Source organism: Bacillus sp. Marseille-Q1617, from assembly GCF_903645295.1.
Lineage (GTDB): Bacteria > Bacillota > Bacilli > Bacillales > Bacillaceae_B > Rossellomorea.
In genome coordinates this window covers 151627-172773 of the sequence record NZ_CAHJXM010000001.1, presented here as the reverse complement: position 1 = coordinate 172773, position 21147 = coordinate 151627, and the positions used below count along the sequence as shown (strand labels likewise).

The window sequence follows — 21147 nt, the reverse complement described above, 5'->3', positions numbered from 1 at the left end:
GTTACTAATGAGAAGCCTCTTTTGTTTCGTGTCAGGGATTAGGAGGCAGATGTCCAGCCTCCACTCCTAGAAACTCCGGGCTCTTCACATGTTAGCATTGATAAACACAATGTATTTTTATTTAGGACTTATATGAATACCCTCACTTTTTCTCCAATCTGCATAGAAAATCTTGGTTTTATCATTATACCCATTAGCTGTTAGTTCATTATTTAGCCACTCTTCATCAAATCCACACTCACTTAAATTGTCCCATAAAACTTCACCGTCAATAATTAAGCTGATCGGTAGATCTACAAAGCTTTCTGGCAGGTTGAGATCTTGCTTGTCTGGTTGTTGATATTTAGATTTTAGCAGTGTGCTGATTTGACCATTAGGTTCGAGTGTGCCGTATTGGACTTCACGTACGGAAAAAACATTATTTTGTCGAAGTAAGCTTAATATTTGATTCATATCTAATTTGTTTTTTTTCGCAATATTTCGGTCAATGACACCATCTCGAATGATTATTGCAGGTTTCCCTACTAATACAGAGCGTGTCGATTTTATTTTCAAAGTAAGAAATTCTACACCCAACATCAGCAATGTCCACAAACCGACAGCATATAAAAAAGACAAAATTCCGATATCGTCCTCATAAATAGTATTTTCTAAAAACCCTCCAAGCAATAGCACAAATACTAAATGAAATGGTGTTAGCTGATAAATGGACGTTTTTCCTGTTAAGATTATAATGAAAAAAAGTGTGAAAAAACCTATGATAACTTTCATTGTCAGTAAGCCCATATTAATAGTATCCAAAATATTCTTTACCTCCTGTTTGTAAAATTACTATAATTTCTAACATTTTAACTAACGTAAAAAGAACATCACTTTTATTATAAACATTTAAGCGCATATCACTAAAAATAATGAACATTAAGAGAGACTTTTTAAAAAAGTACATGCATTTCTTTTTCTAGAAAAGAAGGATTATTCCTTTGTGGACGGAAGAAACGGGAAATAAGAAGCCTCATGGTGAACCGAGGTACTCTGTAACCATAGAAAACATTCAAGATTAGGGATAAAATAAGGTGAGAGTAGATTTGCTAAGGATGTGTGAAGATGGAAAGTATAACTGTCGTTTCTCTTTTAGATGTGATCGGGGAATTGTTTTCTGATGAAATCTCAATCGCTGTATCGAATACAGAGGAATATATTTATTATCGGCCTAGTAAGCGGATTGATTTGAAGATCAAGCCAGGAGATCCTGTAAAAAACGGTACGATTGCTCATAAAGCTTTGGTAACAAAACAAAAAATCTCTGAATTCATTGATCGGGATATATTTGGTGTCCCATATCACGGCATGGCGGTTCCATTTCTCCATGAAGGTCAGCTGGAAGGATGTGTTACCGCAATTTTCCCTGCATTGACCGAGGGGAAATCTGTGGTGACCGTCAAATCTCCTGATGGATGGATTCCGATTCCATTTTCGCAAGTAATGTATCTTGAGGCAAAGGACAAAAAAACTTATGTGTATACTGAAGGGTTTTCAGGTACTCATAAGTATTCGTTACAAGAATTCGAATACTTGTTGCCGAAGGAATCATTCATACGTTGCCATCGTTCCTTCATTGTGAATGTAAATCATATTAGGGAGATCTACCCGGATACCCATTCTACGTTCATGCTTTCGATGAAGAATGGTGCCCAGGTTTCAGTGAGCCAAACCTATTCTAGCTATTTTCGTAAATTGCTCGGGTTTTAAGCGAAGCCGAAAAAGCTAAGGGTGGTTCCTTACGATTCTGTTTCAGTCTCACAATCCGGTCGTTCATCCGAAGTTCTTGTATCTTAGTCTAAAAACACCAATCCCACCCCCGATCAACGTTAAAATTATTGTAATATTCATTATTTTTAGAGGGATGGGATTTATGGAGAATAAACTTGATTGCATTAGAGACCCACGTCTCCGAGACCGTGTGGTAACACCAAAAACAGCAGCATCCTGGATTGAAGATGGAATGACTTTAGGATTAAGCGGCTTTACACGTGCAGGCGATGTGAAAGCGGTTCCATTCGCCCTGGTCGACCGTGCCGAAAAAGAGTCGTTTAAAGTGAACGTGTATACTGGAGCCTCCTTAGGTTCAGATGTTGATAAATTGTTTGCTGAAGCTGGAATCCTAGGTAAGAGACTTCCTTTCCAAGCCGATCCGACTATGCGAAAAGGGATCAACCATGGTGACTTCTTATTTGTAGACCAGCATTTGTCCCATACGGCTGAACTGCTGCGAGCAAACGTAATGGAGGTAGACGTCGCAATTTTGGAAGCGGTTGCGATTACGGAAGACGGCATGATCATTCCAACCACCTCTATCGGTAACTCGTTGAACTTTGCCCAGCACGCCAAATCGATCATCATCGAAATCAATCTGTCCCAGTCTTCAGAGCTGGAAGGATTGCATGATTTATATGCGCCTGGGAAACAAGGGGAGAGGGATCCGATTCCATTAATAAAACCAGATGACCGAATTGGTGACGTTGGAATAAAGGTGGATCCAGATAAGATAAAAGGAATTGTTTTTACGCATCAACAAGATTCGCCTTCGACGATCGTACCTCCAGATGAGGAAACAGTGATCATGGCTCAGCATTTGATGGATTTCCTGCGCACGGAAGTGCAAGCAGGACGGTTGACCGAACGTCTTGCGCCACTGCAGTCAGGAATCGGTTCAGTCGCAAATGCTGTCCTTCATGGGATGCTTCATTCTGAATTCGATGATTTGGAAGTCTATTCGGAGGTATTGCAGGATGCGGTATTCGACCTGATGGATGCCGGAAAAGTACGATTTGCCTCCTGCTGCTCGATTACACTATCGGATGCGAAAATGAAACAGGTATTTTCAGAGTTTGATAAATATAGGGACCGATTGATCATGAGACCTCAGGAAATTTCCAACCATCCTGAAATCATTCGCCGTCTTGGATTGATTTCGATCAATACAGCATTGGAATTAGATATCTATGGCAATGTCAATTCGACTCACGTACTCGGTACGAAAATGATGAACGGAATTGGCGGCTCCGGTGATTTTGCGAGGAATGCCCGTCTCGCGATCTTTGTGACAAAGTCTATAGCGAAAGACGGCAAAATTTCAAGCATTGTCCCGTTCGTCTCACATGTCGACCACACTGAACATGATGTCGACGTTATCGTCACTGAGCAAGGTTATGCCGACCTGCGCGGGTTAGCACCAAGAGAGCGTGTAGAGCTGATCATCGAGCGTTGTGCTCATCCTATATACCGCGACCAGCTTCGTAAGTATTATCAGGAAGCGTTGACAAGAGGTGGACAAACCCCGCATGTCTTAGAAAAAGCACTATCCTGGCATTCGAACCTTGCCGAGAATGGTACAATGCTTAAGACTGAAATGGAGACGGTTTAAAGGATAAACAAAAGATACCGGGTATTTCTTGAAAGAGGGGGTATCCGGTTTTATTCATCAGAGGGGATGATACAAGATCATTGCTCTACTGTGTTAAAGGATGGTATCATCTAACGTAATATCGGTAAGGAGGATACATAAATATGTCATTGGAAAGTGTAAAAGCCCATTTTAAACAGTGGAACCGCGAAAATGACGTGATGGAGTTCGAAACATCGAGTGCTACGGTTGAAGAAGCAGCAGAAACAATCGGTGTCATGCCTGCGCAGATTGCAAAAACGCTGTCATTCAGGGGACCGGAAGACAAAGATATCCTGATTGTTGCGGCAGGAGATGCGAAGATCGATAACAAGAAGTTCCGTCACTTCACAGGGATAAAAGCACGCATGCTCAAACCTGATGAAGTATTGGAGCAAACCGGCCATGTCGTCGGTGGCGTCTGTCCGTTCGGATTAGCGAATGAAATGGACGTCTATCTGGATGTTTCGATGAAACGCTTCGAGAACCTTTTCCCTGCATGTGGAAGCACCAACTCTGCAATCAAATTGACGCCAGGGGAACTTTTCCACTATTCATCTGCCAAAGAGTGGGTTGATGTGTGTAAAGGGTGGGAGGAAGAATATGCTGACAAAATGGTTGCAGCCAATACGGACTGACCTTCTGTAAAAGAATAGAAAGGACGCTATCCAATATGGGGAAGCGTCCTTTATTTATAGGGTTATATTCTAAGCCGAGACGGTTGCTTTTTTCACCCAATTTGATTCTAATGCAATACCTGCATCCTTCAAGAGATTATATACAGGACATCTTTTTTCGACTTTGGATTTAAGCTCATCCAATCGCTCTTCACTTTCGTCAGTTACGATCGTTACGTCGAACGTCACGGTTTGAAAGTGTGGAGAAACACCTTCAACGCCATTCAATCCTCGAAGATCCAAAGTACCCTCATTTTCAAACGTTGCATCCTCGTATTTGAAATCAAGCTCTTTGGCGATCAACGCGATGACCACCGACGTGCATCCAGATAAAGCGGCTAATACGTATTCAACCGGGTTTGCGCCCTGATCGGTACCGCCCAATGCTTCTGGCTCGTCAACAATAAATGCAAAATCCCTTGCCTGAACATTCGTCTTCATACCTTCTACCCATTTTCCTTTTGTTGCTACATTGATCAATTGTTGACTCATACAATCATACCTCCTAAAAATTTTTGGTGAAAAATAAAAACCCTTTCTCCAAATAAGAGAAAGGATTCATCAAAAAGAAAAAATCCTTCTCATCTTCGAAATGTGCAACACATCCACACTGAAATTGGCACCTTACATGGACTCATGCGGTTGCCGAGGCTTCATCGGGTCAGTCCCTCAACCTCTCTGGATAAGAAGTTTCTTATGAATTTTTAAAATATTAGCACAATAATACCATACTGCGTTAAATTGTTAAAGAGAAAGTTTTTAAGTTGAGACGCAAACGGATCTGAGGGCTACGTTGATATTTTGCTAGACTGGTAATCAATTTGAAAAAATCGGTGCCACCTTGGAATAGACCCTCCGGACAATAAACAAGTAAACAGCGAACAAATAATAGAACAAGGTTTCTTAGAATCTTATTAATTAATGAATTTAAAAAACACCTAACGTCCAAAAGAAAGCAATTATGAAACACCGTGATATATACCATAATGAAGATTTTGTTTTTGCAAGCATTGATGAGGAATTACCTGGTTATCCACTTTATGAAAAAAAATAGAGAATCGTATGAGACGCTTATTAAAAATAGCAGAATTGAATCTTCAACTTACCCCTCATTCGTTACGCCATACTCATACCTCCTTATTAGCTGAGGCTGGGGTAAGTCTTCCACAAATAATGGAACGATTAGGACACAACTAAAAATGTTTATTTACATGTAACAAAAGAGATGAAAAAAGAGGTTTCCCAAAAGTTCAAAGAACTCATGGAAAACCTCTAATTCAAACCCTTATTTTAGAAAATGTTACCCATTTTTTACCCTTTGGGTTTATCGGGGGCAGATTACATCATGCCGCCCATTCCACCCATGCCGCCCATATCAGGCATGCCGCCGCCAGCATTTTCTTCAGGAATGTCTGCAACTACTGCTTCAGTAGTCAAGAACATTGCTGCAACAGATGCTGCGTTTTGAAGTGCAGAACGAGTAACCTTGGTTGGGTCTACGATACCCTTTTCGATCATGTTCACCCATTCGCCAGTTGCTGCGTTGAATCCTACACCAACTTCTTCTTTCTTCAGGCGTTCTACGATGATAGAACCTTCAAGTCCTGCGTTGTGAGCGATTTGACGGATTGGCTCTTCAAGTGCACGAAGCACGATGTTGATACCAGTTGCTACATCCGCATCCGCTTCGATTGATGCGACTTTGTTGTATACGTTCACTAGTGCAGTTCCACCACCGGAAACGATACCTTCTTCTACCGCTGCACGAGTAGAGTTCAATGCGTCTTCGATGCGTAGTTTACGCTCTTTAAGCTCAGTTTCAGTTGCAGCACCGACTTTAACGACTGCTACACCGCCTGCAAGCTTAGCAAGACGCTCTTGTAATTTTTCTTTATCGAATTCAGAAGTAGACTCTTCGTGTTGAGCACGGATTTGGTTCACACGTGCTGCAATCTTTTCTGGATCTCCAGAACCTTCTACAACTGTTGTGTTTTCTTTTGTTACTACAACTTTCGCTGCGCGGCCAAGTTGAGTAATGTTTGCAGATTTAAGGTCAAGACCTAAATCTTCAGTGATGACTTCACCGCCAGTAAGGATAGCAAGGTCTTCAAGCATTGCTTTACGACGGTCACCGAATCCAGGAGCTTTAACAGCCACTGCATTGAATGTTCCGCGAAGTTTGTTTACCACTAATGTTGCAAGAGCTTCACCTTCAACATCCTCAGCAACGATCAACAATGGCTTGCCTTGTTGTACCACTTGCTCAAGAACAGGAAGTACTTCCTGGATGTTTCCGATTTTCTTATCAGTGATCAAGATATATGGATTCTCAAGAACCGCTTCCATCTTGTCAGAGTCTGTTACCATGTATGGAGAAGCATATCCGCGGTCGAATTGCATTCCTTCCACTACATCAAGCTCAGTTGTGAATCCTTTGGATTCTTCGATTGTGATGACACCATCGTTTCCAACGCGCTCCATTGCTTCAGCGATCAGTTGGCCGACTTCTTCATCAGCAGCTGAAATCGCAGCAACTTGAGCGATTGAATCTTTGCCTTCGATTGGCTTTGAAATAGCTTTTAATTCTTCAACTGCAGTTTGAACCGCTTTTTCGATCCCTTTACGTACGCCTACAGGATTAGCACCCGCAGTTACGTTCTTAAGACCTTCACGGATCATCGCCTGTGCAAGAACCGTTGCAGTTGTTGTACCATCACCGGCAATTTCGTTTGTTTTGCTTGCTACTTCAGCAACAAGTTTAGCACCCATGTTTTCGAATGCATCTTCAAGTTCGATTTCTTTCGCAATGGTTACACCGTCATTTGTGATAAGCGGTGAACCGTATTTTTTCTCAAGTACCACGTTGCGTCCTTTTGGTCCAAGAGTTACTTTTACTGCGTTTGCTAATTGATCTACCCCGCGAAGCATGGAACGGCGTGCTTCTTCGCTAAATTTAATATCCTTAGCCATATTCAAAGTCCTCCTCTTATTGTTTAAAGTAATGTTTTATAATCGATTATTTAATTATTCGCCAACAACAGCCAGAATGTCACTGTCACGAAGGATCAGATATTCTGCGCCTTGGTATTTCACTTCTGTACCAGCATATTTACTGAAGATGATTCGATCGCCGACAGACACTTCAAGAGCAACGCGCTCACCGCTGTCAAGAACGCGACCTGTACCTACAGCAACAACTTTACCTTCCTGCGGCTTTTCCTTTGCGGAATCCGGAAGAACGATACCGCTTGCTGTTTTTTCTTCTGATTCGACTAGCTCGATAACGACGCGATCACCTAGTGGTTTTAACAAGTGAAACAACCTCCTTGAAATTATGTAAATAGTTTTTTATTAGCACTCGTTCGCTGTGAGTGCTAACACAATTATTATAATAATTAATTCGTTTTCATTTTGCAAGAGTCCTGCTTAAAATTTTTTTCGTCATTTTCCTCTTTTTTTCACACCTCTCTATCCTATGTCCGGGTTTGTCTTTGTATTCCTGTTTTAGTTTTTCATCTTCATATTCAGAATGGAACTATTCTGTTTTTTCTTCTGGCTTCAATTAGAAAACAACATAATAACCCTACCATTTGAACACTCCCCGATTTCTTAGTAGAATTGAACAAGATGACGGTTAAAGGAGACGAAACGTTGAAAAAACATTTTGGATATATATTGATTGCATATATTGTGATGCAGCTTTCGAGTATAGTAGGAGTTCCTCTTCTTTATAAAATCGGAGTGGACGTGCTTGGTGAGCCTGCAGATCAGGTGAAACAGCTTGTGCCGGGATATTGGCTGATGATCAGCTTTACCCTGACGCTTATCGTGGTGTGGGCGATTCTCCGCAAAAGTGAAACGAGCACAAACCTGGAGCGAAGTGCTCCCCTCAATGCCGGCAGCTCCATTGGCTGGGCGATTGCTGGAATATTCATTGCTTTCTTCGCTCAATCCATTGCAATTCAAATCGAATATGCACTTGGCATTAAGATGGGCTCTGAAAATACACAGATGATCATCGGGATCATTGAAAAAGTTCCATTGACGATGCTTGTGGCAGCAGTGATCGGGCCAATATTGGAGGAAATCGTGTTCAGGAAGATCATCTTTGGTGTCCTTTATGAAAAGATGAATTTCTTCTTTGCGGCACTTGTAAGTTCGATCATTTTTGCCCTCGCCCACTTCGAACCGGAGCATGTCATCCTGTATTCAGCAATGGGCTTTACATTCGCTTTTCTTTATGTAAAAACCAAGAGAATACTCGTGCCAATTTTTGCTCATGTGGCGATGAATACATCTGTCGTGCTGATACAATCTATCTATAAGGACGAAATTCAGAAAATCATGAAAGAAGCAGAACAAATTCAAGGATTTATTGGAGGATTATTTTCATGAGAAGATCACCGCTTTTCTCTGGAGTGATCTATCTCCTGCTCGGAATACTTTTCACATACTTTGCAATTCAGAATGTAAGAGATGATGGTTGGGGATTTTTCACTTATATGCTGGTCTTTCTGGCCACCCTTGATTTCGGGTCCGGACTCAGGATGATCATGATTCATTTCAAGATCAAAAAACAAATCAATAATAAAAAATAAGGATTGGTCCCCTCGGGGATCAATCCTTATTTATATCTTCTTCATATTGTTCCATCTCAAGCTTCTGCTCCGCTTCAAGCACCTTTTTATAGCCGATCTTCGAAATCCAGATGCTGATTTCGTAAAGGATGAATAACGGCACGGTCACCATCAAGTGTGAAACGACGTCAGGCGGCGTGATGAAGGCTGCGATGACCAACAAAATAAAGTAAGCAACCTTACGTACGTTTGCCATCATCATCGGTGTGATGATTCCCAGTCTCGTTAAGAACAGCATCGCGACTGGCAACTGGAATAAAAGACCGAATGGAATGGTTAATTGAAACAAGAAATGAAAATATTCGTTTATTCCTATGACTTGTTGTATTTCAAGACTGTCAGATAACGTCATCATGAATTCCACGACATACGGGAATAGGATGAAGTAAGAAAAGGACAGTCCGGCTAGAAATAATAATAGCGAGATAGGAATATAGCTGAGGGTCACTTTTCGCTCCGTTTCATATAATCCCGGACTGATAAATGACCAGACCTGGAATAAAATGAGCGGTGCGGTGAGGATCAGCGAAATGAATACCATCATTTCCATATAAATCTTGAGCGGGTCTGTCAGACGAAATGCATTCATCGTAAGCTCTTTGGCTTCGTCTGCATGCTGCAGATAACGAATCAGCGGTTCCGCGAGAAAGAAGCTTGCTACAAACGCTAACAAGAAGAAAACGACTACAATCATGAGTCGTTTTTGCAATTCTCCTATATGTTCATACATTGTCATGTCTTTTTGACTTTGACTCATGGCATTCATCCTACTCTACTCACTTAGCACTTTTGTTTTTATCGTCGTCGTCATCAGCTAAGCCTTTTGTTGCGTTTTTAAACTCACGTAATGTATTACCGAAAGCTTTCCCTAATTCAGGCAATTTCTTCGGGCCAAAAACTAGTAAAGCGACAATTAAAATGATTATGAGGCTACCTGGACCTACTGGCATAATGAGACACCTCCTCTTGTACTCTTCTATCATAACGTAAAGCGACAGAATTTTCTATTCCGTTATAATTCCATCTTGTGACATTTCCGTGTCATCTTCCGAATAATGCTTTAAAAAGTAAACCAGTGATTGCAACTCTACAGCCAGATCAATATGATGCACCCGGATATGATCTGGTACCGTCAGCCTTGCCGGCGTAAAATTGAGGATTCCCTTGATCTTTGAAGAGACCAATCTGTCTGTGATGTTTTGAGCAGAAGAAGCCGGCACAGTAAGGATGGCCACTTCAATATTCTGATCCTCAAGCTTCTCTTCCAGGTCATCCAGGTGGAATACCGGCACATCGCCGACCTGAGTACCAACCTTTGACTCATCCACCTCGAACGCCATCTCGATCTTCGTATTATTGTTTTTTATAAAATTATAATTAAGAAAGGCAGTTCCCAGGTTTCCGACACCAATCAGCACTACCTTGGTCAGGGCATCCTGATCCAGCGTCTTTCTGAAGAAAGAGAGAAGATAGTTAACATTATATCCATAACCCTTTTTCCCTAATGCACCGAAATAGGAAAAGTCCCTGCGGATCGTGGCCGAATCAACTTTTACTGCTTCACTTAATTCCTTCGATGACACCCTCTGCTTGCCAGATGAGTATAAATTCTTGATAAAACGGTAATAAAGCGGCAGCCGCTTTGCCGTTGCCTGTGGAATTTTCGTTGTATCCTGATTCATATTGCATTCCCCCACATCTATTCAAAAGCCCGTTGCATTGAACGCCCACACATCTGTGAACGCTTCCAAAATAACAGATAAACATTTTTAAGTCTCTCTACCCATCATACACTATATTCTATCCTATATGTGTGAAGATTAATAGTCATTCATAGGTATGTATGATTGCCGTTACCCTCTCAAATACGGTACACTAGCACTATGAAATAGAGGTGAAACGTCATGATTCTACTACAAGTGAATCAACTTAGCAAAAACTTTGGTGCAGATAATATATTATCGAACATCAAGCTTGAAATACAGACAAGGGACAGAGTCGCACTCGTCGGCCGCAACGGTGCAGGGAAGTCGACTCTATTAAAAATAATTGCCGGTCAGCTATCGCATGACGCCGGGGACATCACAAAACCTAAAGGCGTATCGATCGGCTACCTTGCCCAGAACACAGGACTGGAATCCGACTTATCCATCTGGGCAGAAATGCTTACCGTATTTGAGGGTCTGCGAGCTCAGGAGGAGCAGCTCCGTATTCTCGAAAAACAAATGGCCGACCCGTCCGTATACGAAAACGACGACGTCTATCAGCGTGTTTTAAAAGAATACGATCAGCTTCAGGTAAGCTTCAAAGAATCCGGCGGCTACCAATACGAAGCAGACATCCGGTCCGTCCTGCACGGGTTGAACTTTGCTGATTTTGACTATGAGACAAAAATCTCCACGTTAAGCGGAGGACAAAAAACCAGACTGGCACTGGGTAAGCTTCTCTTGACCAAGCCTGATATTCTCATCCTTGATGAACCGACCAACCATCTGGATATAGAGACTCTATCCTGGCTTGAAACGTACTTGCAAAGCTACGAAGGCGCTGTTCTGATTGTTTCCCATGACCGTTACTTCTTGGACAACGTCGTCAATCAAGTATATGAAATCTCCCGTAAACGGAGCAAGAAATTCATAGGAAACTACAGTAAATATCTTCAGCAAAAAGCAGAAGACTATGAGAAAGATGTAAAACTCTATGAACGCCAGCAGCAGGAAGTCGCAAAACTGGAAGACTTCATCCAGCGGAACATCGCCCGTGCGTCCACCACAAAAATGGCGCAGAGCCGCAGAAAAAAGCTGGAGCGTATGGAACTGATGGACAGGCCGCTCGGCGATGAGAAATCCGCTACCTTCGCATTCGGAATCGATCGACAAAGCGGAAATGATGTGCTGAAAGTTAACGACCTTTCAATCGGTTATGAAGAGGATGAAAAAATCTCCAGTCATATCGATTTTTCTGTAAAAAAGGGTGACAGCATTGCGCTCGTAGGTCCCAATGGAACTGGAAAATCCACTTTGCTTAAGACACTTGTGGATAAGCTTAAGCCTTTATCCGGCAATTTTAGTTTCGGCTCAAATGTATCAATCAGCTACTATGACCAGGAGCAGGCCGATCTTTCATCAAATAAAACCGTCCTCAATGAACTATGGGATGAATACCCGATGAAAAATGAGAAAGAAATCCGGACCGTCCTCGGCAACTTCCTTTTCTCAGGTGAAGACGTGCTGAAGCCGGTTTCTACTTTAAGTGGCGGCGAGAAAGCAAGACTCGCCCTTTCAAAGCTGATGATGGAAAAAGGGAATGTCCTTATCCTTGATGAGCCAACGAACCATTTGGATCTAGACAGTAAAGAAGTGCTGGAAAATGCACTCATCGATTATCCAGGCACCATTTTGTTCGTGTCACACGATCGTTATTTTATCAACAGGATCGCGACCAAAGTGCTTGAACTCTCTAAAAATGGTTCGACCGAATACCTCGGAGACTATAACTATTATATGGAAAAGCTGCAGCAGCAAGAAGAACTGGCCGCCCTTGAGCAGGCAGAAAAAGGACAGCCTTCAACCAGCAGCTCGGCAACCCCGCAGAAACAAAGTCATAAGATTGATAAAGAAGCGAAAAAGCTTGAGCGCCAGCGTAAACGAAGAGTGGAAGAAATTGAAATTCAAATGGAAGCACTTGAAGCTGTCATCGAAGAACAGGAAGAACTGCTTTGTGATCCGGACATCTTCCAGGATCATGAAAAGGTCCAGGAGATCAATGACAAACTCAATTCTTCCAAAGAAGAACTCGATGAACTGCTGGAAGAATGGACAGAATTAGAAGAGCTTCTCCAAGAAGAACAGTAATCCACAGGTTTGGATAACATTTCGTTATCCAAACCTTCTTTATTCCACACCATTATCCACAGATCAAATGTTGACCAATCGTTGTTCACAGGAGTTTTCCACATTATCCACAACCTAACTGGCAGTTATACACATTTCAACACTGAATTACTCATACCTTTTTCACAAGGTGTTCACATCTATTCATTAGTTATTAACAACTTATCCACAGACTGTTGATAAAACGTATGTTCTGCTTAAAAAAGCTTCGGTGGAGGTTAAACTCTAACCTCACCGAAGCTTTTATTTCATTAGAAATTCTCAATATCCAACCCGGGATGGGCATTCATTGCCATGTCGCCTCTTTTACCCTGCTCAAATAAAATCGTTCCTGCAGCCGCAATCATCGCTGCATTATCTGTACATAGTGATAACGGAGGGATGACCAGTTCTGTATACAGCTCTTTGAATGCTTCTTCCAAAGCAGCACGCAGTCCTTTATTGGCTGCGACACCGCCCGCTAATAACAATTGTTCCACATTATATTCTTTTACTGCTCTTACTGTCTTAGTTACTAACACATCAATCACACTCGCCTGGAAGCTTGCGGCAAGATCCTGTGGATAAATCGTTTTGCCTTTTTGCTTCGCATTGTGCAAAGTGTTGATAACGGCTGATTTCAAGCCGCTGAAGCTGAAATCATATGAGCTTTCTTCAAGCCAGGCCCGTGGCAGATCCAGCGTCGGCTCACCTTCATGTGCGAGCCGATCGATATGAGGACCTCCCGGATAAGGGAGATTCAACGTTCTCGCTACTTTATCATACGCTTCACCTGCAGCATCATCCCTTGTTTCGCCGATCACCTCAAAAGAACCATGCTCCTTCATCAGAACAAGCTCAGTGTGGCCGCCCGAGACAACCAATGACAGCAAAGGAAACTTCATTTCTTTCACCAGACGATTCGCATAAATATGACCTGCAATATGATGGACGCCGACCAAGGGCTTATTATGAGCAAACGCCAAAGCCTTGGCCGCATTCACACCAATCAGAAGCGCCCCCACTAACCCGGGACCTTCCGTAACCGCAATGCAATCGATCTCTTCCATTGTCATTTCAGCTTGTTCCAATGCTTCTTCCAACACAAATGTCACTTGCTCTACGTGGTGACGGGACGCGATTTCCGGAACCACTCCGCCAAAACGTTTATGACTTTCGATTTGAGAAGAAACAATATTCGTCACAATCTCCGTGCCATTTTTAATAACGGCAACTGCAGTTTCATCACAGCTGGTTTCTATACCTAACACATACGTATCTTTTATCATAAATTCACCCACATCACTAAAGCATCTTCTTGATTATCTGAATAATACCGTTTCCGAATTCCGCCGTCCTGAAAACCCATCTTTCTATACAAACCTTGCGCAGCCTTATTACTCACCCTGACTTCGAGTGTCATTACACGAGCCCCGACCTTTTTTGAAATATCCATGATCCTCTGCATAAGGGCTTCACCGAGTCCCTGGCCCCTGTAATCAGGAAGCACCGCCACGTTCGTGATATGCGCTTCATCGACAACAAGCCACACACCGCAATAACCGGCTACTCGCTCCCCGTCTTCCACTACGAGATAAGTAGACAAGTGATTCTGTTCAATTTCGTTGTAAAAGGCCTCCCGGCTCCAGGGAATACTGAACGAACGATGTTCAATCTCCATCACAGCATCCAAATCATCAACCGTCATAAACCGAATTTCCATATTTCGAACGATCCTTCTTCTCATTTAAGAGTTTTTTTGAGACTCTAACCACTTCACTTCCGCCTCGGCCAAGCGAATATAATTAGGCACGACTTCATGAGCCGTATGTTCTTCCAATTCCGCCCCTATGAAAGCAAGCTCGGATGGTCTGGGATTATGGCTAACAAAAGGAGCAATCCTTGCCTGATCTCCCAGCACTTCTTTTATCATTTCCTCATGAATGCTTACATCATTTCCGATAAATAAAATCTCACCGTCATATTCTTTCAGCTTATTCGCCCAGTCCGTCAGTAAAACATTCCGGTCCTCTTCCACCTGAGTGATACGGTCCCCATCAAACTTATACAATCCCGTATACACCTGTCCTCTTCTCGCATCGAATATCGGTGCGATATAACCGGTAAAATTCCTACCCGAAGCCGCAAGTACAGCCAGGCTCGATACAGGGATAAGAGGAATATTCAACGACCATGCGAGCGTCTTGGCCAGGGTTACGCCTATGCGGACACCTGTATATGAACCTGGTCCATTCGCCACCACAATCTTCGTCAGCTCTTTCGGTTCCGTCTCACACTCCTTCAGAAGCTGCTCAACGGCAGGCATGGCCCTCACAGAATGATTTCTCTTAAAATTGGTGATATACTCGCCAACCACTTTCCCCTCTTCAATTAACGCAACCCCAAGCGGATAATTGGAGGTATCAATCGATAATATTTTCATGAAACAATCTCCTTACATAACTCATTATACCTTTCCCCGTAAGGCTTTAACACAATCCTCCGGGTCGTATCGCCTTCTCTGTATATAGACAGACTCAATAGCTTCGATGGAAGCTGGTCTTCAATCAAGTGTGCCCACTCGACCACCGTCACTCCCTCACCTTCAAAATACTCATCAAATCCCAAGTCTTCAAAGGAATCATCCAGGCGGTACACATCCATATGATAAAAAGGCAGACGCCCCTTATATTCTTTAATAATCGTAAACGTAGGGCTGTTCACCGTTTTCTTTACACCAAGCCCCTTTGCAAGGCCCTTAGTAAAAGTCGTCTTACCGGCCCCTAAATCACCTTCTAATGTTATCACATCTCCAGCCTGAAGGTAATTTGCCAGTCTCTCAGCAAACGCACCCGTTTCCTCAGGAGTCTTCGTTATCATTTCAAACTGATTCATATTTATCTCCTCAACTTAAGTAGAGTATAAAAAACCCCTAGGATAGCACCTAAGGGAGAATGTATATATGTAGTTTACCCTTTTTGGGGCATTTGAGTAAAGTGCAGGTGTAAGGATGTAAGGAAAAAAGGATATATTCTGGGTTTTCTACGGCTTGTGGATGATTTGTAGTTGGAAAAACCATATTTTAATGTGATTTCTATTTAGATATACGTTTGAAAAGATTAAGTCCATATAATTGTGTAAAAAGAAAGAGTCATTTTATTCCTACTTGGCAACACTGTTTTCAGCGACGATAAACAATGAAAAGAGGAATAAATATGACTCACTTACAGTTTAACCTAGATTTGGACCTTTTAAAAGAAGCAGTGATCAGTTCTAATATTGAAACCGTGGTCAAGTCAGCCATTGTACTTGTGTTAAATGACTACATGGAAAAAGAAAGAGACGATTACCTACAAGCATCGGCATATGAACGCTCTTCTGAGCGACTAGATTATCGAAACGGGTATTATGAACGTGATTTCACTATGAGTATTGGAAAGCTGACACTCAAAGTTCCAAGAACTCGAAATGGTGAATTTTCCCCGACGGTATTTGAGAGGTACTCAAGATGTGATCAAGCCTTTGTCTTATCCATGATAGAGATGGTTATTAATGGCGTGTCTACTCGTAAGGTAACGCACATCGTTGAACAGCTTTGCGGAGAAAATGTATCAAAGTCTTTTGTTTCTTCACTGACACAAAAGTTAGATCCCATTGTCAATGATTGGGCCAGGAGGCCCTTGAATGGTGCTTATTTTCCTTTTGTATTTGTAGACGCCATGTATATAAAGGTGCGTGAGCACAATAAAGTAGTCTCAAAAGCTGTTTATATTGCCACAGCTCTTACCGAGAATAACAAGCGTGAAATCTTGGGGTTGATGGTGGACCACGTGGAGAACTACGAAAGCTGGTGTCGCTTCTTCCAGCAGCTCAAATCTAGGGGATTACAATCTCCTAAGCTTGTCATTTCTGATGCCCATCAGGGTCTACAAAAAGCCATAATGAGGGAATTCATCGGTACAAGCTGGCAACGATGTAACGTTCACTTTAAGCGAAATGTTTTCGAGAAGCTCCCAAAGAAAGATTCCATTGAAGTAAGAACAATGATCAAACGAATATTTGAGGCAATCACGATAGAAGACATGAGGAATTTCAAGGAAGAATTGATGAATAAGTTTAGTGAACAACCAAAATTTGAGAAGGCTTTAAAGGTACTAGATGAAGGGTTCGAAGATACCATTCAATATATGGAACATCCTGAAACAATTCGTCCACACATTCGGAGTACAAATAGTTTGGAACGTTTAAACCAGAAGTACGTAGGCGAGAAAGAGTGATTCGGATTTTCCCTAATACCCAGTCTGCATTTCGCTTGGTGGGAGCCGTATTACTTCACTATCAACAAACCGTATATTCCAAAAGAAAGTTCAGTAGTTAATAACGATTTTTGAGAAACTACCATCATGGATTTTTTCATAGCCGGTTGGGTCTGTCAAAGTGAAAAACCTTTGACAGACCCAACCGGCTATGAGATCAGGAACTCATGGTAGTTTCGCCAAAAAATGTGGGGGCTACAACAAATAACCCTAAATAGTTGAAAACAGCTGTAAGGAATTTTACACAATATTGCGGACTTGACTTTTGAAAAGGTGAAAAGTGTGTTTTCTTGGGATATTTCTGTCAGGAGAAAACCAGTTATGAACCTTTATCTAGTTTTATGATCCTGTTTGGGAATTTACGATCCTAATTCCATATTTATGATCCTCCCTGAAATTTTACGATCCTAATTCCGGATTTATGATCCTGTTTACACTTTTATGATCTTTTAATACTTATTCTAAATAAGCCGCCCCTAATACCGCATCTCATCACATCATTCACGAATAAAACCCTTTAAGACAAATAAAAAAACGAAACCAAAGTTTCGTTTACGTGTAAAGTAATGGCGGTCTGGACGGGACTCGAACCCGCGACCTCCTGCGTGACAGGCAGGCATTCTAACCAACTGAACTACCAGACCAATGGTATTGCGGGGACAGGATTTGAACCTGCGACCTTCGGGTTATGAGCCCGACGAGCTACCGAACTGCTCCACCCCGCGACGATAATATTGGTAATATATAGATTATACCACACTATATGTTACCGATGTTAGATTGTGCAAAAAAAATTTCATATCCGCCTGGCGACGTCCTACTCTCACAGGGGGAGAGCCCCCAACTACCATCGGCGCTGAAGAGCTTAACTTCCGTGTTCGGCATGGGAACGGGTGTGACCTCTTCGCCATAATCACCAGACGAATATTCAATTGAAGGGGTTGTTCCTTCAAAACTAGATAAAGGATTGATGTCAAGAAAGCCGAATATCGACCAATGTGTTCATTTAAAAATGACTCTTTGTGGTTAAGTCCTCGATCGATTAGTATCAGTCAGCTCCACATGTCACCATGCTTCCACCTCTGACCTATCTACCTGGTCATCTTCCAGGGATCTTACTCACATAAAGTGATGGGAAATCTCATCTCGAGGGGGGCTTCATGCTTAGATGCTTTCAGCACTTATCCCTTCCGCACATAGCTACCCAGCGATGCCTTTGGCAAGACAACTGGTACACCAGCGGTGCGTCCATCCCGGTCCTCTCGTACTAAGGACAGCTCCTCTCAAATTTCCTGCGCCCACGACGGATAGGGACCGAACTGTCTCACGACGTTCTGAACCCAGCTCGCGTACCGCTTTAATGGGCGAACAGCCCAACCCTTGGGACCGACTACAGCCCCAGGATGCGATGAGCCGACATCGAGGTGCCAAACCTCCCCGTCGATGTGGACTCTTGGGGGAGATAAGCCTGTTATCCCCGGGGTAGCTTTTATCCGTTGAGCGATGGCCCTTCCATGCGGAACCACCGGATCACTAAGCCCGACTTTCGTCCCTGCTCGACTTGTAGGTCTCGCAGTCAAGCTCCCTTGTGCCTTTACACTCTGCGAATGATTTCCAACCATTCTGAGGGAACCTTTGGGCGCCTCCGTTACTCTTTAGGAGGCGACCGCCCCAGTCAAACTGCCCACCTGACACTGTCTCCCACCCCGATAAGGGGCGCGGGTTAGAATTTCAATACAGCCAGGGTAGTATCCCACCAACGCCTCCACCGAAGCTGGCGCTCCGGCTTCCAAGGCTCCTACCTATCCTGTACAAGCTGTACCAAAATTCAATATCAGGCTACAGTAAAGCTCCACGGGGTCTTTCCGTCCTGTCGCGGGTAACCTGCATCTTCACAGGTACTATAATTTCACCGAGTCTCTCGTTGAGACAGTGCCCAGATCGTTACGCCTTTCGTGCGGGTCGGAACTTACCCGACAAGGAATTTCGCTACCTTAGGACCGTTATAGTTACGGCCGCCGTTTACTGGGGCTTCGATTCGCACCTTCGCTTGCGCTAAGCACTCCTCTTAACCTTCCAGCACCGGGCAGGCGTCAGCCCCTATACTTCGCCTTACGGCTTCGCAGAGACCTGTGTTTTTGCTAAACAGTCGCCTGGGCCTATTCACTGCGGCTCTTCGAGGCTATGCACCTCAAAGAGCACCCCTTCTCCCGAAGTTACGGGGTCATTTTGCCGAGTTCCTTAACGAGAGTTCTCTCGCTCACCTTAGGATTCTCTCCTCGCCTACCTGTGTCGGTTTGCGGTACGGGCACCTTTTTCCTCGCTAGAGGCTTTTCTTGGCAGTGTGGAATCAGGAACTTCGCTACTATAATTCGCTCGCTGTCACAGCTCAGCCTTCACGATGATGGGATTTGCCTCATCATCAGCCTAACTGCTTAGACGCACATATCCAGCAGTGCGCTTACCCTATCCTCCTGCGTCCCCCCATTGCTCAAACGGAAAAGAGGTGGTACAGGAATATCAACCTGTTGTCCATCGTCTACGCCTATCGGCCTCGACTTAGGTCCCGACTAACCCTGAGCGGACGAGCCTTCCTCAGGAAACCTTAGGCATTCGGTGGATGGGATTCTCACCCATCTTTCGCTACTCATACCGGCATTCTCACTTCTAAGCACTCCACCAGTCCTTACGGTCTGACTTCACTGTCCTTAGAACGCTCTCCTACCACTGACACCAAAAGGTGTCAATCCACAGCTTCGGTGATACGTTTAGCCCCGGTACATTTTCGGCGCAGAGTCACTCGACCAGTGAGCTATTACGCACTCTTTAAATGGTGGCTGCTTCTAAGCCAACATCCTGGTTGTCTAAGCAACTCCACATCCTTTTCCACTTAACGTATACTTTGGGACCTTAGCTGGTGGTCTGGGCTGTTTCCCTTTCGACTACGGATCTTATCACTCGCAGTCTGACTCCCATGGATAAGTCTTTGGCATTCGGAGTTTGTCTGAATTCGGTAACCCGATGAGGGCCCCTAGTCCAAACAGTGCTCTACCTCCAAGACTCTTACACATGAGGCTAGCCCTAAAGCTATTTCGGAGAGAACCAGCTATCTCCAAGTTCGATTGGAATTTCTCCGCTACCCACACCTCATCCCCGCACTTTTCAACGTGCGTGGGTTCGGACCTCCATCCAGTGTTACCTGGACTTCATCCTGGACATGGGTAGATCACCTGGTTTCGGGTCTACGACCACATACTCATTCGCCCTATTCAGACTCGCTTTCGCTGCGGCTCCGTCTCATCGACTTAACCTTGCATGGGATCGTAACTCGCCGGTTCATTCTACAAAAGGCACGCCATCACCCGTTAACGGGCTCTGACTACTTGTAGGCACACGGTTTCAGGTTCTCTTTCACTCCCCTTCCGGGGTGCTTTTCACCTTTCCCTCACGGTACTGGTTCACTATCGGTCACTAGGGAGTATTTAGCCTTGGGAGATGGTCCTCCCAGCTTCCGACGGGATTTCACGTGTCCCGCCGTACTCAGGATCCACTCAAGAGGGAACGAAGTTTCAACTACAGGGTTGTTACCTTCTTTGACGAGCCTTTCCAGACTTCTTCGTCTACTCCGTTCCTTTGTAACTCCGTATAGAGTGTCCTACAACCCCAAGAGGCAAGCCTCTTGGTTTGGGCTACATCCCGTTTCGCTCGCCGCTACTCAGGGAATCGCATTTGCTTTCTCTTCCTCCAGGTACTTAGATGTTTCAGTTCCCTGGGTCTGCCTTCCATACTCTATGTATTCAAGTATGGATATTGTTCCATTACGAACAATGGGTTCCCCCATTCGGAAATCTCCGGATCAAAGCTCACTTACAGCTCCCCGAAGCATATCGGTGTTAGTCCCGTCCTTCGTCGGCTCCTAGTGCCAAGGCATCCACCGTGCGCCCTTCATAACTTAACCGAATTGGTTGTTACAAGGTGTTAAAACCTAAAATGGCGATACTCGGTAATTTCTTGACTATCAATTTATCTTTATCTAGTTTTCAAAGAACAAGGCTACTGATTTGCTTCACATCGTGAAACACATCAGTGAATTTCCTTCGTGCTGCCTTGCGCTGAGGTGAAGACAACATCTTCGAATCAGCTTTGCCGCAAGCGCAAAGAAAATAAGAATTACTTGTTGTGAAACAAGTAATATCATTTTGA

General features: G+C 43.6%; 18 protein-coding genes, 2 tRNA genes, 2 rRNA genes, 1 pseudogene and 1 riboswitch. Of the genes and pseudogenes, 8 read left to right on the top strand and 15 right to left on the bottom strand.

The window, feature by feature from the left end; genetic code table 11:
* Positions 1–117 precede the first annotated feature (117 nt).
* Entirely contained in the window at positions 118–801 is a 684-nt protein-coding gene (locus HWX64_RS01000) for a DUF421 domain-containing protein (protein ID WP_175986518.1), read from the bottom strand.
* 303 nt (positions 802–1104) lie between these two features.
* Between HWX64_RS01000 and HWX64_RS00995 the strand changes: the two genes are divergently transcribed.
* The 3 genes from HWX64_RS00995 (at position 1105) to HWX64_RS00985 (ending at position 4080) form a co-directional block, all read left to right on the top strand.
* Complete coding sequence (locus HWX64_RS00995) at positions 1105–1749, top strand: LytTR family DNA-binding domain-containing protein (protein WP_175986516.1); 645 nt, start codon at positions 1105–1107, stop codon at positions 1747–1749.
* A gap of 163 nt (positions 1750–1912) precedes the next feature.
* Positions 1913–3424 (top strand): acetyl-CoA hydrolase/transferase family protein, encoded by a 1512-nt coding sequence (locus HWX64_RS00990; RefSeq protein ID WP_175986514.1) that lies wholly within the window; start codon positions 1913–1915, stop codon positions 3422–3424.
* A 143-nt stretch (positions 3425–3567) separates the two neighbouring features.
* Positions 3568–4080 (top strand): YbaK/EbsC family protein, encoded by a 513-nt coding sequence (locus HWX64_RS00985; RefSeq protein WP_175986513.1) that lies wholly within the window; start codon positions 3568–3570, stop codon positions 4078–4080.
* Positions 4081–4149: 69 nt separating this feature from the next.
* Here the strand turns inward: HWX64_RS00985 and HWX64_RS00980 are convergent, their stop codons facing one another.
* On the bottom strand, positions 4150–4611 hold the full coding sequence (locus tag HWX64_RS00980; RefSeq protein ID WP_175986511.1) for an OsmC family protein: 462 nt from the start codon (positions 4609–4611) through the stop codon (positions 4150–4152).
* 86 nt (positions 4612–4697) lie between these two features.
* Positions 4698–4808: riboswitch (SAM riboswitch) on the bottom strand.
* 373 nt (positions 4809–5181) lie between these two features.
* On the opposite strand from HWX64_RS00980, the gene HWX64_RS21815 reads away from it, so the two are divergent.
* The gene (locus HWX64_RS21815) at positions 5182–5316 is read left to right on the top strand and encodes a tyrosine-type recombinase/integrase (RefSeq protein ID WP_254871007.1); all 135 of its coding nucleotides are present in this window, start codon (positions 5182–5184) and stop codon (positions 5314–5316) included.
* A gap of 141 nt (positions 5317–5457) precedes the next feature.
* Here HWX64_RS21815 and groL read toward each other — a convergent pair whose 3' ends face one another.
* Together groL and groES are read right to left on the bottom strand one after the other, a co-directional pair.
* Positions 5458–7089, bottom strand: coding sequence for a chaperonin GroEL (groL, locus tag HWX64_RS00970; protein WP_175986509.1), 1632 nt, complete (start codon positions 7087–7089; stop codon positions 5458–5460).
* A gap of 54 nt (positions 7090–7143) precedes the next feature.
* Entirely contained in the window at positions 7144–7431 is a 288-nt protein-coding gene (gene groES, locus HWX64_RS00965) for a co-chaperone GroES (protein WP_175986508.1), read from the bottom strand.
* Positions 7432–7770: 339 nt separating this feature from the next.
* Here groES and HWX64_RS00960 point away from each other — a divergent pair, with 339 nt between their 5' ends.
* Both HWX64_RS00960 and HWX64_RS00955 read left to right on the top strand, forming a co-directional pair.
* A complete protein-coding gene (locus HWX64_RS00960; protein WP_175986506.1) occupies positions 7771–8514 on the top strand; it encodes a CPBP family intramembrane glutamic endopeptidase in 744 nt (247 codons plus the stop codon).
* Positions 8511–8717 (top strand): YdiK family protein, encoded by a 207-nt coding sequence (locus HWX64_RS00955; protein ID WP_175986504.1) that lies wholly within the window; start codon positions 8511–8513, stop codon positions 8715–8717. The genes HWX64_RS00960 and HWX64_RS00955 overlap by 4 nt, the downstream gene beginning before the upstream one ends.
* A 19-nt stretch (positions 8718–8736) precedes the next feature.
* Here the strand turns inward: HWX64_RS00955 and tatC are convergent, their stop codons facing one another.
* From tatC to HWX64_RS00940, 3 genes are read right to left on the bottom strand one after another with little or no spacing between them, the layout of a single operon-like run.
* A complete protein-coding gene (gene tatC / locus HWX64_RS00950) occupies positions 8737–9513 on the bottom strand; it encodes a twin-arginine translocase subunit TatC (RefSeq protein WP_175986503.1) in 777 nt (258 codons plus the stop codon).
* 19 nt (positions 9514–9532) lie between these two features.
* Complete coding sequence (locus HWX64_RS00945) at positions 9533–9706, bottom strand: twin-arginine translocase TatA/TatE family subunit (RefSeq protein ID WP_175986501.1); 174 nt, start codon at positions 9704–9706, stop codon at positions 9533–9535.
* 54 nt (positions 9707–9760) lie between these two features.
* Positions 9761–10438, bottom strand: coding sequence for a redox-sensing transcriptional repressor Rex (locus tag HWX64_RS00940; protein WP_175986500.1), 678 nt, complete (start codon positions 10436–10438; stop codon positions 9761–9763).
* 222 nt (positions 10439–10660) lie between these two features.
* On the opposite strand from HWX64_RS00940, the gene HWX64_RS00935 reads away from it, so the two are divergent.
* A complete protein-coding gene (locus HWX64_RS00935; RefSeq protein ID WP_175986499.1) occupies positions 10661–12610 on the top strand; it encodes an ABC-F family ATP-binding cassette domain-containing protein in 1950 nt (649 codons plus the stop codon).
* A 290-nt stretch (positions 12611–12900) separates the two neighbouring features.
* Here the strand turns inward: HWX64_RS00935 and tsaD are convergent, their stop codons facing one another.
* The 4 genes from tsaD to tsaE are packed head-to-tail and all read right to left on the bottom strand — an operon-like array spanning position 12901 to position 15523.
* Positions 12901–13917 (bottom strand): tRNA (adenosine(37)-N6)-threonylcarbamoyltransferase complex transferase subunit TsaD, encoded by a 1017-nt coding sequence (tsaD, locus tag HWX64_RS00930; RefSeq protein ID WP_175986498.1) that lies wholly within the window; start codon positions 13915–13917, stop codon positions 12901–12903.
* On the bottom strand, positions 13914–14351 hold the full coding sequence (gene rimI, locus HWX64_RS00925; RefSeq protein WP_254871006.1) for a ribosomal protein S18-alanine N-acetyltransferase: 438 nt from the start codon (positions 14349–14351) through the stop codon (positions 13914–13916). Before rimI ends, tsaD begins: the two co-directional genes overlap by 4 nt.
* Positions 14352–14375: 24 nt before the next feature.
* On the bottom strand, positions 14376–15071 hold the full coding sequence (gene tsaB / locus HWX64_RS00920; RefSeq protein ID WP_175986497.1) for a tRNA (adenosine(37)-N6)-threonylcarbamoyltransferase complex dimerization subunit type 1 TsaB: 696 nt from the start codon (positions 15069–15071) through the stop codon (positions 14376–14378).
* Positions 15068–15523 carry a tRNA (adenosine(37)-N6)-threonylcarbamoyltransferase complex ATPase subunit type 1 TsaE gene (tsaE, locus tag HWX64_RS00915; RefSeq protein WP_175986495.1) on the bottom strand — a complete coding sequence of 152 codons (456 nt, stop codon included), beginning with the start codon at positions 15521–15523 and terminating at the stop codon, positions 15068–15070. The genes tsaB and tsaE overlap by 4 nt, the downstream gene beginning before the upstream one ends.
* A 320-nt stretch (positions 15524–15843) precedes the next feature.
* Between tsaE and HWX64_RS00910 the strand changes: the two are divergent.
* Positions 15844–17006 (top strand): annotated as a pseudogene (locus tag HWX64_RS00910) (IS256 family transposase).
* A gap of 505 nt (positions 17007–17511) precedes the next feature.
* Here the strand turns inward: HWX64_RS00910 and HWX64_RS00905 are convergent.
* From HWX64_RS00905 to HWX64_RS00890, 4 genes are all read right to left on the bottom strand, one after another.
* A tRNA-Asp gene (locus HWX64_RS00905) sits at positions 17512–17588 on the bottom strand.
* 7 nt (positions 17589–17595) lie between these two features.
* Positions 17596–17669 (bottom strand) — tRNA-Met (locus HWX64_RS00900).
* A 79-nt stretch (positions 17670–17748) separates the two neighbouring features.
* Positions 17749–17865: ribosomal RNA gene (gene rrf / locus HWX64_RS00895) — 5S ribosomal RNA — on the bottom strand.
* A gap of 101 nt (positions 17866–17966) precedes the next feature.
* A 23S ribosomal RNA gene (locus HWX64_RS00890) occupies positions 17967–20902 on the bottom strand.
* Between the last annotated feature and the right edge of the window lie 245 nt (positions 20903–21147).

What these genes read in the sequence shown, in the direction of transcription:
- HWX64_RS00995 (WP_175986516.1), top strand. Translation starts at nt 1,105, where the DNA reads ATGGAAAGTATAACTGTCGTTTCTCTTTTAGATGTGATCGGGGAATTG.
- HWX64_RS00990 (WP_175986514.1), top strand. Translation starts at nt 1,913, where the DNA reads ATGGAGAATAAACTTGATTGCATTAGAGACCCACGTCTCCGAGACCGT.
- HWX64_RS00985 (WP_175986513.1), top strand. Translation starts at nt 3,568, where the DNA reads ATGTCATTGGAAAGTGTAAAAGCCCATTTTAAACAGTGGAACCGCGAA.
- HWX64_RS00980 (WP_175986511.1), bottom strand. Translation starts at nt 4,611, where the DNA reads ATGAGTCAACAATTGATCAATGTAGCAACAAAAGGAAAATGGGTAGAA.
- HWX64_RS21815 (WP_254871007.1), top strand. Translation starts at nt 5,182, where the DNA reads ATGAGACGCTTATTAAAAATAGCAGAATTGAATCTTCAACTTACCCCT.
- groL (WP_175986509.1), bottom strand. Translation starts at nt 7,089, where the DNA reads ATGGCTAAGGATATTAAATTTAGCGAAGAAGCACGCCGTTCCATGCTT.
- HWX64_RS00955 (WP_175986504.1), top strand. Translation starts at nt 8,511, where the DNA reads ATGAGAAGATCACCGCTTTTCTCTGGAGTGATCTATCTCCTGCTCGGA.
- tatC (WP_175986503.1), bottom strand. Translation starts at nt 9,513, where the DNA reads ATGAGTCAAAGTCAAAAAGACATGACAATGTATGAACATATAGGAGAA.
- HWX64_RS00945 (WP_175986501.1), bottom strand. Translation starts at nt 9,706, where the DNA reads ATGCCAGTAGGTCCAGGTAGCCTCATAATCATTTTAATTGTCGCTTTA.
- HWX64_RS00940 (WP_175986500.1), bottom strand. Translation starts at nt 10,438, where the DNA reads ATGAATCAGGATACAACGAAAATTCCACAGGCAACGGCAAAGCGGCTG.
- HWX64_RS00935 (WP_175986499.1), top strand. Translation starts at nt 10,661, where the DNA reads ATGATTCTACTACAAGTGAATCAACTTAGCAAAAACTTTGGTGCAGAT.
- tsaD (WP_175986498.1), bottom strand. Translation starts at nt 13,917, where the DNA reads ATGATAAAAGATACGTATGTGTTAGGTATAGAAACCAGCTGTGATGAA.
- rimI (WP_254871006.1), bottom strand. Translation starts at nt 14,351, where the DNA reads ATGGAAATTCGGTTTATGACGGTTGATGATTTGGATGCTGTGATGGAG.
- tsaB (WP_175986497.1), bottom strand. Translation starts at nt 15,071, where the DNA reads ATGAAAATATTATCGATTGATACCTCCAATTATCCGCTTGGGGTTGCG.
- tsaE (WP_175986495.1), bottom strand. Translation starts at nt 15,523, where the DNA reads ATGAATCAGTTTGAAATGATAACGAAGACTCCTGAGGAAACGGGTGCG.